At 38.0% G+C, this 13263-nt stretch carries 11 protein-coding genes and 2 pseudogenes; 4 read left to right on the top strand and 9 right to left on the bottom strand.

The genetic code is table 11. The annotated features are described in order from the left end of the window. Window positions 1–106 precede the first annotated feature (106 nt). Genes CVT15_RS03805 through CVT15_RS03795 form a run of 3 tightly spaced genes read left to right on the top strand, consistent with a single transcriptional unit; the run spans window position 107 to window position 3010 of the window. Window positions 107–1003: a DnaJ family protein gene (locus CVT15_RS03805; protein ID WP_054196486.1), complete on the top strand. Its 897-nt coding sequence runs from the start codon at window positions 107–109 to the stop codon at window positions 1001–1003. Between the two features lie 3 nt (window positions 1004–1006). Next, on the top strand, window positions 1007–1381 hold the full coding sequence (locus tag CVT15_RS03800; RefSeq protein WP_103559065.1) for a heat shock protein transcriptional repressor HspR: 375 nt from the start codon (window positions 1007–1009) through the stop codon (window positions 1379–1381). Window positions 1382–1384: 3 nt separating this feature from the next. Then, entirely contained in the window at window positions 1385–3010 is a 1626-nt protein-coding gene (locus CVT15_RS03795) for a cation:proton antiporter (RefSeq protein WP_103576814.1), read from the top strand. Window positions 3011–3113: 103 nt separating this feature from the next. Here the strand turns inward: CVT15_RS03795 and CVT15_RS03790 are convergent, their stop codons facing one another. The 3 genes and pseudogenes from CVT15_RS03790 to secA all read right to left on the bottom strand — a co-directional run. Then, on the bottom strand, window positions 3114–4313 hold the full coding sequence (locus tag CVT15_RS03790; protein ID WP_087585759.1) for an ABC transporter permease: 1200 nt from the start codon (window positions 4311–4313) through the stop codon (window positions 3114–3116). A 51-nt stretch (window positions 4314–4364) separates the two neighbouring features. Next, window positions 4365–4466 (bottom strand): annotated as a pseudogene (locus CVT15_RS10305) (SEC-C metal-binding domain-containing protein); the annotation flags it as partial. A gap of 102 nt (window positions 4467–4568) precedes the next feature. Next, a pseudogene (gene secA / locus CVT15_RS03785) lies at window positions 4569–6965 on the bottom strand (preprotein translocase subunit SecA); the annotation flags it as partial. A gap of 97 nt (window positions 6966–7062) precedes the next feature. Between secA and lolA the strand changes: the two are divergent. Beyond that, on the top strand, window positions 7063–7575 hold the full coding sequence (lolA, locus tag CVT15_RS03780) for a LolA-like outer membrane lipoprotein chaperone (RefSeq protein WP_054196481.1): 513 nt from the start codon (window positions 7063–7065) through the stop codon (window positions 7573–7575). 26 nt (window positions 7576–7601) lie between these two features. Here the strand turns inward: lolA and CVT15_RS03775 are convergent, their stop codons facing one another. Genes CVT15_RS03775 through CVT15_RS03750 form a run of 6 tightly spaced genes read right to left on the bottom strand, consistent with a single transcriptional unit; the run spans window position 7602 to window position 13260 of the window. Beyond that, window positions 7602–8141: a hypothetical protein gene (locus tag CVT15_RS03775; RefSeq protein WP_087584339.1), complete on the bottom strand. Its 540-nt coding sequence runs from the start codon at window positions 8139–8141 to the stop codon at window positions 7602–7604. Further along, on the bottom strand, window positions 8138–9457 hold the full coding sequence (locus CVT15_RS03770) for an ATP-dependent DNA helicase (RefSeq protein WP_103576813.1): 1320 nt from the start codon (window positions 9455–9457) through the stop codon (window positions 8138–8140). Before CVT15_RS03770 ends, CVT15_RS03775 begins: the two co-directional genes overlap by 4 nt. Then, window positions 9458–11467 (bottom strand): SH3 domain-containing protein, encoded by a 2010-nt coding sequence (locus CVT15_RS03765; protein ID WP_103576812.1) that lies wholly within the window; start codon window positions 11465–11467, stop codon window positions 9458–9460. After that, entirely contained in the window at window positions 11464–11958 is a 495-nt protein-coding gene (locus CVT15_RS03760) for a chemotaxis protein (protein WP_087585754.1), read from the bottom strand. Before CVT15_RS03760 ends, CVT15_RS03765 begins: the two co-directional genes overlap by 4 nt. Beyond that, complete coding sequence (locus CVT15_RS03755) at window positions 11951–12397, bottom strand: DUF523 domain-containing protein (RefSeq protein ID WP_087585753.1); 447 nt, start codon at window positions 12395–12397, stop codon at window positions 11951–11953. Before CVT15_RS03755 ends, CVT15_RS03760 begins: the two co-directional genes overlap by 8 nt. Next, entirely contained in the window at window positions 12394–13260 is an 867-nt protein-coding gene (locus tag CVT15_RS03750) for a D-amino-acid transaminase (protein ID WP_103576609.1), read from the bottom strand. Before CVT15_RS03750 ends, CVT15_RS03755 begins: the two co-directional genes overlap by 4 nt. Window positions 13261–13263: the final 3 nt, after the last annotated feature.

Raw genomic sequence — 13263 nt, 5'->3', positions numbered from 1 at the left:
AATAAAATCTTAACACTTTTTCTTGTTATTAAACAAAAATAAACTTGACTTGCATAGACTAAAGCTTTGTGATATAATCCGTATCAAAAAAATATAAGGAGAATATATGAGTGAAAGCTTATATGAGACTTTAGGGGTTTCAAAGGGTGCCTCAAGCGACGAGATAAAAAAAGCTTATAGAAAACTTGCAAGAAAATACCATCCAGACATCAATAAAGACCCTGGAGCAGAAGATAAATTTAAAGAGATAAATGCCGCTTATGAAATTTTAAGCGACGATAAAAAACGAGCTCAATACGACCAGTACGGCGATACTATGTTTGGTGGTCAAAATTTCCACGACTTTGCTAGTAGCTCAGCCGATATGGGCGATCTAAATGAAATTTTAAAGAATATCTTCTCAGGTGGCTTTGGCGGCGGTGGAGCTAAATTTAGCAGTGGATTTGGTAGTAATTTTGGAGGCTTTGACGGATTTAGTAGTGGTGGATTTGGCTTTGGCGGAGCTGATTTAGACGTAAATGCAAAAATTTCTATACCATTTGACGTAGCTGTAACTGGCGGCGAACATAAGATAAATTTTAATGGCGAAAGCATTAAGATAAAAATTCCAAGTGGCATAGAAGGCGGCGAGAAGCTTCGCGTAAAAGGCAAAGGCAAGAGTGCTGGTGGTCAAAAAGGCGATCTTATACTTGCTATTAGCGTTGAGCCAAGCGACGAATATGAAAGAGTCGGAGACGATCTTTATAAAGATATAGAAATTCCACTAAAAACTATGCTTTTTGGCGGAAAAGTCGATGTGCATACTTACAAAAAAGATGTCACCATTAAAATAGCCGAAAACTCAAAAACAGGCACAAAGATCCGTTTAAAAGGATATGGCGTGCAAAATAGAAAGAGCGGAATTTATGGCGATCTTTACTTAAAAGCCAGAGTAAAACTTCCAAATATTAGTGAGCTTGATGAAGGCTTAGTAAAAGAGTTAAAAGAAAAATTACCGGAGTAAAAAATGCAAAATTATGAAGAACCACTTTTTTTAATAAGCGTTGTAGCAAAGGTTTTAAGCATACATCCACAAACTTTAAGGCAGTACGAAAGAGAGGGGCTAGTAGAGCCATCAAGAACAGATGGCAAGATGAGGCTCTACTCACAAAAAGACGTTGATCGCGTCAAAACGATACTAAATTTAACCAGAGAACTTGGTGTAAATTTAGCAGGCGTTGATGTGATACTTCAGCTAAAAGAGAAAATTGACGATTTAGAATCGACTATTGATGAGTTAAATAAAAAATTACACGAAGCTACCAGTCAAACTAGCACCAAAAGATCGCTTGTGAAGAGAAAAAGTAGCTTTGATCTTGTATTTTACGAAGGCAAAAAATAATATATGGAACAAATTTTAGAAGGCTTCTTGCTTGTCGCTGCGATCTCAGTCGCGTTAAATGTCATTTTTAAGAAATTTCAGATACCAACCATCATCGGCTACATCGTAACAGGCACGCTTATATCTGAGTTTTTCAACCTAAAAAGCAACAATGAAATTTCTCATATAGCTGAGTTTGGTATCGCATTTTTGATGTTTACGATCGGACTTGAGTTTAGCTTTAAACACCTGATGAGCATGAAAAAAGAGGTCTTTCTAAATGGCGGTCTGCAAGTTTGCTTAAGTGGCTTTGTGATGGGCGTGATGCTTTATTACGCGCTTCATCTAAAGGACGAGACAGCGCTTATCGCTGGTCTTGCCTTTGCTCTATCTTCAACTGCGATCGTGCTAAAAACGCTAAATGACAATGGCGATGTAAGTAAAATTTATGGTAGAAAGGCGCTTGGAATTTTACTATTTCAAGATATTGCCGTCATCCCAATCCTTCTTATGATAGATATGTTTAGCTCGCAAGATGCCTCGATAAATGAGCTTTTACTAAAGACATTTACAAGCGCGTTTATCCTTATCGTTGTGCTATTTTTGCTCGGCAAATATGTCATCAACTGGATATTTTACAAAGTCGTTCAGACAAACTCTCAAGAGGTCTTTATAGCTACGATCCTCTTTTTAGTAGTTGGCGCCAGCACGCTAGCTCACTTCTTTGGCTTTTCATACTCTCTTGGTGCGTTCTTAGCTGGCATGATGATGGCAGAGACGCAGTATAAGCACCAGATCGAGGTCGATCTCATACCTTTTAGAGATCTACTTCTTGGACTATTTTTCATAACCGTTGGCATGCAGATAAATTTTGTAGTCGTGCTCTCAAATATCTGGCTAGTTCTAGGTCTAGTCTTTAGCATAATGGTCGTAAAAGCTATCGTCGTTTTTGCCGTTTTAAATATCTACTTAAAACGCAGGGTCGCTGCTAAAACCGCACTTAGCGTCTGTCAGATCGGCGAATTTGCACTGGCTGTCTTTGGGTTGATGACTACTAGAAATTTACTAGATGTCCAAACTGCTCAAATTTTCATCGCAGCCTCTGTTATATCGATGTTTGCGACACCTTTTATACTTAAAAAGCTTGACGTCTTAGCTGATCTTGTAGAGCGCGAGGTGGTAGTCGAGTCAAACGAGACCTTAAAGCCACAAAAACTAAAAAATCATATCGTAGTCTTTGGCTATGATAGGCTTGGTCAAGAGGTGGTTTTAAGACTAAAAGAGACAAAGCTTTTATACATCGTGCTTGATAATGACATCAGCCTAGTTGAGCTTGGTAGGAGTCGCGGGGAAAATGTATTTTTAGGAAACGTGCTGCAAAGCGACACTCTTGAAAATGCCTGCCTAAGCGATGCAGCAGCCGTTATCATAACAGTTAGCAACGAGCAAAGAGTTGAGCTAATCGCACAAAAGATCAAAGACTACGGAGCAAATATCCAGACTATCATCAAAGCAAATGGCGAGGGCAACAAAGATATCTTTGGCGAGCTAGGTGCAAATTTCCACCTAATAAGCGAAGAGCGCGTCATGGCAAAAATACTCGTACACGAGGCTCTTCAATGCAAAATCGATCATGATATAAGAGCATAAAAGTATAAATTTATCCTAGAATTTTACGAGTTTATGTTCGGTTTTAAAATAATCTTTTAAAAATAACTTTTACAAGCAACGAGCAAGCCTAAGTCTCTAGGCTCTACTCATTTCTTAAAGTTTGAAGCACATTTACTTCCGTGGCTTTTTTAGCTGGGTAATAAGACGATATAGCAACGATAAAAATAGCCCCAACTATTATAAGAACAAAGTCAATCAAAGAAAGTTCTAGTGGCAGTTTACTTGAGCCATAGACATCAGCTGGTAGGTCTATGATATTAAAATTTCCAAGTAAAAATAGCCCTAAAAAGCCAAGTATCAAGCCAAATATAATGCCACCGCCCCCGATTACTAGCCCTTGATAGAAAAAGCTTCTTTTTATCTCACTTTTACTAGCACCAAGCGCTAAAAGCAAGGCGATCTCCTGCCTGCGGTTCATCACAGTCATTAGTAGTGAGCTTATGATATTTAGCGACGCCACAAGGATAATAAGCATCAAAACGATAAAAAGCGCTCTTTTTTCAAGTGCGAGCGCTGAGAAAAAGTTGCCATTTTGCTCCCACCAGCCAATGGCTACAGTGCCAGCCGGAAGCCCTTCGCGCACTCTTTTTATATCATCAAATGGCTTACTTGAAAAGATATGAATACCATCATACACACCATTTGGATAGTCCAAAATTTTCCTCAAAGCCTCGACCGAAGTATATGAGAATGCCTTGTCATAGGCGATAAGCCCAGATGTAAATGAGCCACCGATATCGAATCGCTTCATCTTTGGCGTTAATGAAAAACCAGCTGGGTCAGCCTTTGTAAAAATGAGTGTTAGTTTCTCATCATTTCTTAGTCTAAATTCATTTGCGATGCCACTTCCCACAAGTATCTCAAAGCCGCTTAGCTCCTTATCTTTTAAGGCTTCGTTTACGACTGAGTTTATCTGCTTTTCGTCTTTAAAATTTACGCCATAAACCAGCCCACCCTCAAGCGCATTTGCCGAGCGGTAGATCACCTGCGTGCTAATAAATGGACTAAATTTAAGATCGCTAAATTTAGCCTTTAGCTCATCTACAAAGTTGTCATCAATGGAGCCTTTAAAGGCACTTTGAATAGTTATTGGATAGTTCATCGTAAAAAGTTTACGCTCAAATTCTTTGTCAAATCCATTCATAATAGCCATAGCAACGATCAAAACCATAAGCCCTATGCTCACACCAAGAAAGGCGAGCAAAGCGCTTAGGGCGATAAATGGCTGAGTTTTATCAAATCTTAAATATTTAAAAAGTAGGTACTTTGGTAAGCTTGTCATCAAATAGCCTTTAAAAGATTAAGGCGCTTTGGCGCCTTAAAAGTAGAAATTTTAAGCAAATATGCCTTTTTTAGGGCCACTTTTGCCGTGGCAATCTTTATATTTTTTTCCGCTTCCACAAGGGCAAGGCGAATTTCTTGGAATCTTTTTCTCTGGTGTAAATTTCTCGTCCTGGTCGTTGTAGCTTAAACGCTCATTTTCATCATTTTGGTTAGCCTCGATCATCATTCTGGCTTGCTCTTCTTGCTCCTCACGGCTCTTAAATCTCACTACTTGAAGTGTCTTAACACTCTCAGTTTTTAGCCTATTTACTAGCTCCATAAAGAGGTTGTAGCTCTCTTTTTTATACTCCACAAGCGGATCTTTTTGGTTATACCCTCTAAGGCCGATACCAGTTTTTAATATATCCATCTGATAAAGGTGCTCTCTCCACGCATTATCAAGCACTTGAAGGTATAAAATTTTCTCTATATCTCTTCTTTGCTCCTCGTTTAGCACGCTCATCTTTTCGTTATATCTTGCACTAAAAATTTCAACAAGCTTGTCGATAAGCTCATTGTATTCTAGTCCTTTTAGCTCACTCTCGTCGATCTCTTCGCCACAGTCAGCAAGGATGATAGAGCATAAATTTTTAATATCAAAGTCATCTTTTAAGCCACCATGGAAAATTTCAGCCGTGTCAAGTAAATTTGTAACGTATTCGACTCTATTTTGGGCAATCTTTTCGCTCATATCGTAGCTCTTATCAAGTAGCTCGTCGCGGTATTTATAAATAGTCTTTCTTTGCTCGTTCGCCACATCATCATACTCAAGCAAATGCTTTCTAGCCTCAAAGTGCAAGCTCTCAACTTTCTTTTGAGCATTTTCAACCGCTCTTGTCACCATGCGACTCTCAATACTCTCGCCCTCGTCGATACCAAGCCTATCCATGATCGCTTTTATGCGGTCACTACCAAAAATTCTTAAAAGATTATCTTCAAGACTTAGATAAAATCTACTCATACCAGGATCCCCCTGACGTCCAGCACGGCCACGCAGCTGATTATCTATCCTTCTACTTTCGTGCCTTTCGGTACCTATGATATATAGACCGCCAAGGTCTCTAACCTCGTCGTTGATCCTGATATCAACACCACGTCCAGCCATATTTGTAGCGATAGTTACAGCACCTTTTACACCAGCTTGTGCGATGATCTCAGCCTCTTTTTCGTGGTTTTTAGCATTTAGCACAGAGTGTGGGATGCCAACTTTTTTAAGCATCTCGTGAAGCACCTCACTACGCTCGATACTTGCAGTTCCTACGAGCACTGGCTGGCCCTTTTCATGAGCTTTTTTGATTTCGTCAATGACTGCTTTAAATTTCTCGTTTTGGGTTTTATAGATAAGGTCATTTGAGTCGATCCTTATAACCGGAACGTTTGTAGGGATCGAGATAACGTCAAGGTTGTAAATTTGAGAAAACTCAGTAGCCTCTGTCTGGGCCGTACCAGTCATACCTGCAAGCTTTTTATACATCCTAAAGTAGTTTTGATATGTTGTATCGGCTAGCGTTTGGCTCTCTTCTTGAATTTTCACGCCCTCTTTCGCTTCAAGTGCTTGGTGAAGTCCCTCACTAAAGCGTCTGCCCTCGCTTAGACGCCCGGTAAATTCATCAACTATAACAACTTCGCCCTCTTTTACAACGTAGTGAACGTCTTTTTCAAAGAGATTGTGAGCTTTTAGAGCTTGATCTAGGTGGTGACTTAGTATAGCATTTTCAAGGTTATATAAATTTTCAACACCAAATAATTTTTCAGCCTTACTTATGCCAGCTTCTGTGATCATTATCGTTCTATTTTTTTCATCTACTATAAAGTCTCCCGTTGGCTTTGAGCCTGGCACATTTGGATCAGCTGGAGTGCCTCTGGTAAGCTGTTTTGCGACCTGATCGGCTCTTATATAGCCATCGAGTGTGCGGTTTGTTGGGCCAGAGATTATAAGCGGAGTTCTAGCCTCGTCTATCAAGATACTATCGACCTCGTCCACGATAACAAAATTATGGCCTCTTTGTACCTTTTGACCAGCTTCAAATTTCATATTGTCACGCAGATAGTCAAAGCCAAATTCTGAATTTGTGCCGTATGTTATGTCAGCGTTATAAGCAGCTTGTCTTACGTTATCATCGTATCCACCGCTTAGTATCACATCGACGCTTAAGCCTAAAAAGTTATAAAGCTCGCCCATTTGCGTAGCGTCACGCTTTGCAAGGTAGTCGTTTACGGTTACTACGTGCACGCCCTTGCCACTCATCGCATTTAAGATAACTGGCAAAGTCGCCACCAAGGTCTTACCCTCGCCAGTTTTCATCTCAGCGATCCTACCCTCGTTTAGCACCATGCCGCCTATTAGCTGTACGTCAAAATGGCGCATCTTAAGCACCCTTTTGCTAGCCTCTCTAACGATCGCAAAAACATCATTTAAAATTTCATCTAAAGTGACTTTTTCTTCTACTACTTGGGCTTTTAGCTCATTAAATTTACTCTTAAGCTCATCGTCGCTCATCTTTTCATAAGTTGACTCAAGTGCATTTATCTGCGCCACACGTTTTATGTATTTTTTGACTTCTCTATCGTTTTTGGTGCCAAAAATCTTTCTAAATACCGATGAAATCATTATTTTACCTTCCTAAATTTTTAAACTTTGGATCTTAGCATAGTTTAACTATTTATTTAATTAAACTGGGCTAGAATACGCTAAAAAAGGATAAAAAATGAGAAAATTTCTAGTTGCATCTCTCGTTGCAGTTTGCTCATTTGGTGCTGGCTTAAATTTCAAAAGCCTGCAAAGTGACTTTACGCAAACTGTATTTAGCGAAGGCAAAAGCATAAATTACAAAGGTAGATTTTACGCAAAAAACGACAATACTGCGCTTTGGATATATGAAAGTCCAACGCCAAAGAGAATTTATTTTAACAAAGAGCGTGTGATCGTGATTGAGGATGAGCTTGAGCAAGCTATCATTTCAAAACTTGATGATACGCCAAATTTGACACAAATCTTAGCCCATGCGGAGCAAATCCAACCAACACTTTACAAAGCGATATACGACGGAGTTGAGTATTTTATAACTATTAAAAACACGCTTCCAACGACGATTGACTATAAAGATAAACTTTCAAATAAAATTAAAATAACTCTAAGCAATCCAGTAAAAGATGCGCTCATACCACAAGAAACGCTAACTCCTGTCATTCCTCAAGGTTATGACATTGTAAATCAATAAATTTGGCTAGCTTTAGCCAAATTTACTCACTTCTCTCCAAAGTCTTTTCCAAATTCTTGAACATTATTTAGATCAATAGGCTTTTGAACTACGTCATTTGGATCTGGTGAGATGATGATCTCATTGCCTTTTTTCTTCTTTTCTGGTTTTGTTACAATCTCTTCATTAACACTTGGATCGGAGCATAAATTTTGGCTTTTTATTGCTTTTATGATCTCGCTTAGCTCAAGATTATTTATCACTTTTATATTTAAGATAAGCACATCATCGATGTCAAGAGAGTGCTTTTTGGCTGCGTATTTTATGAAAAGCTCTTTAAATTTCTCTTTTCCCATTGAGGTTAAAATATCTTCCACGTAAAAGCTACCAACTATTATGTTTAAAGCATCAAGCACATACGCTTCATTTTCTTCAACATCACGTCCGACAACCTCAAGGTTCATATTTATCTTTTTTGTTAAATTTTGTCCAGCTTTTGAGTAGATATCTGTTTGAAAATCTCTTACTTTTAGCACGTCTGCAAATGCAAAAATACAAAAAGCAAGGCTTAAAAATAGCTTTTTCATAAATTCTCCTTAATATGCAAAAATACGTTTTCTTGGTAAAATTTCTTAACTTCGTCGTCAATTTTAACCACTTTTCTTAAATGCTGCCTAAAATCACTTTTTTTATCATAAAAAAGTTTTAAATTTTTAGGACTTACTGCACGAGAAAGTGCGACATAGAGTTGTCCTTTGGCAAAAATGTGGTTGATATTACAAATGAGCGAGTTTATGCTCATACCTTGAGACTTGTGGATAGTTAGAGCGTAAGCAAGCTTAAATGGAAACTGATGGAGCGATGCCTGTACATTTTCTTCGATCTCATCTTCATTTAAATTTAACGAACTAAATATATAAGCGGCTTTTTCTATCTCACAAATTTCGCCGCTATCTTTTTTTACAATCACGCTTGAAATGACTCCGTTTTCTTTTAAAATTTGTATGATCTTGCCTTGCTCGCCGTTATAGTACTCGCCCCACTTATTTGACGTAAAGATAATCTTAGCGCCTATCTTCATCTCCAAATCCCTTGAGATATTTAGCGTATTTGCCCATTTCTCAAACTCTTTTTTATCTAAATTTTCATCCAAAATGCTTACATCTGAGTTTGAAATTTCAAGTGGCGTGCTAAGCTCTGAAAGCCTTTTTTGATTTAGCATTTCAGCCTCGGCATTTCTGCCAAAAAGCACGCTCGTATCATCATCTGGCTCTATCTTGGTCACTCTTAAACTCTCTATATAGCTCATTATCTCATCATCTAGCTCGCCTACTCTAAGACGAGAGAGAATTTCATAAAATTTAAGATCGTTTGTACGTTTTGAGATTAGTAGTTCAACATTTGTAAATTTCATCTCCTCCCACGCACTGGAGTTAAAAGCGTATAAAAAATTAAAAAGTCTATTTTCATTTTGCTCCTTTTGCACTGGTGGAAGCTGATAAAAATCACCCACTATAAGCGCCCTACCTTTAAATTTGGAAGTAAGTAGTCGGTATCTTATCATCTCCATTAGATTTGAGCTCACCATTGAAATTTCATCAATTACAAGCAGATCACATGCATCAAGCATACTTCTTAGCTTGCTTAGTTTGTCTTTTTGATGATAGTCAAAGCGCCTTAGCTCCTCATAGTCTTTGCAATAGCCAAATTTAAAAAAACTATGCAAGCTAACTCCTCCAAGACTAACGGCACTTATGCCAGTTGAGCCAAGGATTATGACGTTTTTAAAATTTTCTTTGTAGTGTCTGATGATGGAGGCAGTTAGATAGCTCTTGCCAACACCCCCGCCACCTGTTAAAAAGACGTTTGAGTGAGATAAAATTTCTAAAATTTGCTCTTTCATCTACTCAAACATCTCTGGGCGATACTCAAAGTGCATCGTATCAAAGTGCTTCCAGCGTCCACCCCAGATAAATTTATGTTTTTCAAAAACACGCACTATCTTTTCAGGGATGAGGTTTTGGTAGCCATTGCTCCACTGCCAGTAGTGGCTCTTTTTCACATTTATATCGATCGCAATGCCGTAGCTGTGCGGACTCAAGCGGTTTGTACCAGCGATCACTCGCCACTTAAATGTCCCGCCTGGATCTTTTAGGTATTCAAGCAAGGCTGGATCGCTCTTTACCATATCGTTTAGCTCATTGCTTACGTCTTGCAAAGCAGCTGCGGCTCCATTTTTAGAGTTAAATGGCAACTTTAGCGCAAGGCTATCTTTTAGCCAAACAACATCTACCAAATTTGCTTTTACCTCGCTCTCGCTTGAGCCATAAATTTTGCCTAAAAGCTCGTAGTTTCTACATCTGCCAGCATCACTTAGTGCGGTGCTAAGTGGCGAAAATGCAGCGTAATCAAGCGCATTCATATCCTCTATATCAGCACCAATACTACACTCATCATCTTTTTGTTTAAAGTCATCATAGACAAATATTGTTCCATCACCGAATTTGACCAAATTATCCTCAACCTTAACACCATAAGCCCTTTGTAAAGCTGAAATTTTTCTAGCTTTATCGCTTATTACATTTTCTGGCTTTATCACATTTATAGAATCGACTTTTGAAATGAGCAAATTTGAGTTTTGTATGTCGTTTCTGTTTTGTCCGATGTTTAACGTAGTTACTGCCGTAGCACCGATTAACGCTCTGCCGTTATTTTCGGTTTTTAACCCCCAAGCATCATGCACCACATATATATCATCGCCCTTATATCCAGCATAAAGCATGATATGTCCTGGCAGATGCACAAGCGTAAGATATGGCACACCCTTTTCTTTTATCTCTTTTGTCTTAGCAGCGTTACTAAGTCCTTTTAGATCAAATTTTTGTCCCATATTTGCTTGAGCCCTTGAATTTCTAGGTAACCACACGCCAAAGCTTGCTAGCAAGTCTTTTGTAAAAAGCGAGCAGTCTCTTAGCTTATCCACCCCGCCCCAGCCATAAGGCTGAGTAAGAAGCGAGCTAAGAATTGTTTTTAAATTTGAGTCATTAAATTTAAGTGGAAAAAGGGCGCTAAAAGACTTTGGGAGGACAAACTCCCTAAGCATATTTCTTACATAAATTTTGCCGTAGTAGTTTTTACTATCCTGCGCCAAAACAGGCAGTATCGCTCCAACTCTTGAATAAAACAAGAAATTTCTAGCCTTGTCATAAACTGGCATTTTATCCGTTTTTATAGTCACAAAACTTGACTTTTGATAGGCATTTGCCTCATCGTCGCTTATAAATTTGATATCCTCAACCTTCACCCAGCCCCAAACCGCATCATCACTCACAAACGCCCATGCCCTATCCTTTGAGAGGTGTGATACAAAGAGCGGATGAGCGATGCTTAGGATTGATTCTTGCAGATAATCAAACGGATAGCCCTCGCCTGGAGTTTGTGGATTTAAAAATATCGGCTCGTCGGTTGGGAAATTTCTTACAGCTGTGTTTGCCGAAGTTAAAGCATAAGCAGAGATGCTTGAAAGAGCTGAAAAATTTGCATTGTCCTTTTGTGCGTCAAACCAGCTTTTAGGTATCTGTCTAAAATTTGAGCCAAAATACTTTCTCTTCTCGCTTGGTTTATATATATTAAATGCCCAAAAAACATCGTTTGGATTAAATTTTACGCCCCTTAATGTAAAAACCTTAAACCTTCTTTGTAAAATTTCTTCTTGGTCAAAGCTTGCACTTTGTATATTTTGCGGTAACGACGAGGCATCTTGTTTCATTTCAAAATCAAGCAAACTAATGCGTTCATTTGGCTTATATACATTTTCATCTGGTAAAGAATTTTGCACACTTGGCTTTGGCTGGGTCTGCGAACATCCCAAAAACAAAGCAACACTAAATGCTAAAAATATACCCTTTTTCAATTTTTTTCCTTATCCTTAAAAATAGCTTCTACAATCAAAACAAAAATGTAAAACATCTTTTCATCGTTATTTTTACAAATTTGCTTCATCGTCTCATTCTCGCTTTTTATTTTTATATCATTTGATTTTAAAATTTCTACAATATCAGAGCCAAATTTCTTTGATAACTCGCCAACCTTTACATCGTTTAAAGCGTTTAAAAATCTAGTAGTGTTACAATCCATCTGCACCGGCTTATGATTTAAGATATTTTTAAACTCAAGGCTTAGCTTCTTTAACTTTTTCTTCTTAACATAACTATGAACAATCGTCAAAACAACCAAACTAAAACCAAAGAAAATGTGTAAATTCAGCGAATTTTCACTCATCTCCCCATTTAAGAAAAGAACGCCGCTCATAAAAAGACCGATCACACAGATAAAAAGTAGCAACAAGATGATGTACTTAAAAATCACCTCAAGCATAATGTTGTCTTTTAGCCTATCAAACATCAAACCCTACTATCTCATCTTCGCTGTAAACTAAAATTTCATTTTCTTTTAGCAGTTTTGCTGTGATGCCATCACCTAAAATAAGCCTCTTACTAAAGCTTCCGTCATAAATTTGCCCACTTCCACAACTTGGACTTTTTGATTTTAAAATAGCCTTTTTACAACCATTTAGTTTGGCTATCTTTAGGCAAATTTCTGCTCCTTTTTTGAAATTTTTGCTCACGTCTTTACCTGAAAATTTACAAATAACCACACCATTTTTCATCTCAGCCGGTTCTCTTGGCGTGCTAAGTCCACCATAAACTTCAGGACAAACAAAAAGCAGATGATATCTCTTTGAAATTTCATCCAAAACATCTTTATTTAAAAGATTATTTTCGCCGTTAAATTTACAATTTATACCAACTAGGCAAGCACTTATTAGGATTTTTTCTCTCAAAGTCCAGCTTCTTTTAAAAGTTCACTAGCATAAATTTCACGAAGTTTGCTTGAAATTTCTCCTACTTTTGCGCCATTTATCGCCTTGCCATCAGCATAAACGACTGGTAAGAGTATGAGTGTAGCAGCCGAGATAAAGACTTCATCAGCACTATAAACTTCATCCATGCTAAATTTTCGCTCCTCTATCTTAAGGCCGATATCTTTAGCGATCTTTAAAAGTCTCATTCGGCGAATTCCTGGCAAAATTTCATTTGAAAGCGGTTTTGTGATTAAAGTTTTATCCTTGATGATAAAAGCGCTCGAGCTACAACCCTCTGTCACAAAGCCATTTTCCACCATAAAGCCCTCATCTGCACCTTTTTTGTGAGCTTCATTTTTAGCGTAGCACTGAGCCAGAAGTGAGATAGACTTGATGTCACGCCTTTTCCACCTGATATCCTCGACACTCACGACTTTTATGCCAGTTTTTGCAGCAGGATTGTTTAAAATTTCACTCTCGTAACAGAAAATAAAGACACTTGGTGTTAAATTTTCTATAAAATAGAAATTTCTAAACGCCACGCCTCTTGTTACTTGCATGTAAATTCCGCCCTCTTTCAAGGCGTTTTTGGAGATTATCTCGCTTAAGATCGCTTCAATTTTTTCCTTTTCGTAGGGCAAACTTATATCTATTTCATTTAAGCTTCTTTCAAATCTCGCCCAAAATCCATCTTTATCAACCATTTTTGAATTTATCACAGGCACAACCTCATAAATTCCATCGCCAAATATAAATCCTCTATCAAAAGCACTAACTTTTGCCTCGTTTTTTTGCAAAAATTCTCCATTTAAAAAGACGGTTTGTAAAGCTTGATCTGCCATTTT

This window comes from Campylobacter concisus (assembly GCF_003048595.2).
Classification (GTDB): Bacteria; Campylobacterota; Campylobacteria; order Campylobacterales; family Campylobacteraceae; genus Campylobacter_A; species Campylobacter_A concisus_L.
The sequence above is the reverse complement of the archived record's forward strand: the minus strand, read 5'-3'. Positions and strand labels throughout refer to the sequence as shown.

Bases quoted from the DNA above. Each gene is read 5' to 3' on its own strand.
- CVT15_RS03805 (WP_054196486.1), top strand. From the start codon at position 107: ATGAGTGAAAGCTTATATGAGACTTTAGGGGTTTCAAAGGGTGCCTCA.
- CVT15_RS03800 (WP_103559065.1), top strand. From the start codon at position 1,007: ATGCAAAATTATGAAGAACCACTTTTTTTAATAAGCGTTGTAGCAAAG.
- CVT15_RS03795 (WP_103576814.1), top strand. From the start codon at position 1,385: ATGGAACAAATTTTAGAAGGCTTCTTGCTTGTCGCTGCGATCTCAGTC.
- CVT15_RS03790 (WP_087585759.1), bottom strand. From the start codon at position 4,313: ATGACAAGCTTACCAAAGTACCTACTTTTTAAATATTTAAGATTTGAT.
- lolA (WP_054196481.1), top strand. From the start codon at position 7,063: ATGAGAAAATTTCTAGTTGCATCTCTCGTTGCAGTTTGCTCATTTGGT.
- CVT15_RS03775 (WP_087584339.1), bottom strand. From the start codon at position 8,141: ATGAAAAAGCTATTTTTAAGCCTTGCTTTTTGTATTTTTGCATTTGCA.
- CVT15_RS03770 (WP_103576813.1), bottom strand. From the start codon at position 9,457: ATGAAAGAGCAAATTTTAGAAATTTTATCTCACTCAAACGTCTTTTTA.
- CVT15_RS03760 (WP_087585754.1), bottom strand. From the start codon at position 11,958: ATGTTTGATAGGCTAAAAGACAACATTATGCTTGAGGTGATTTTTAAG.
- CVT15_RS03750 (WP_103576609.1), bottom strand. From the start codon at position 13,260: ATGGCAGATCAAGCTTTACAAACCGTCTTTTTAAATGGAGAATTTTTG.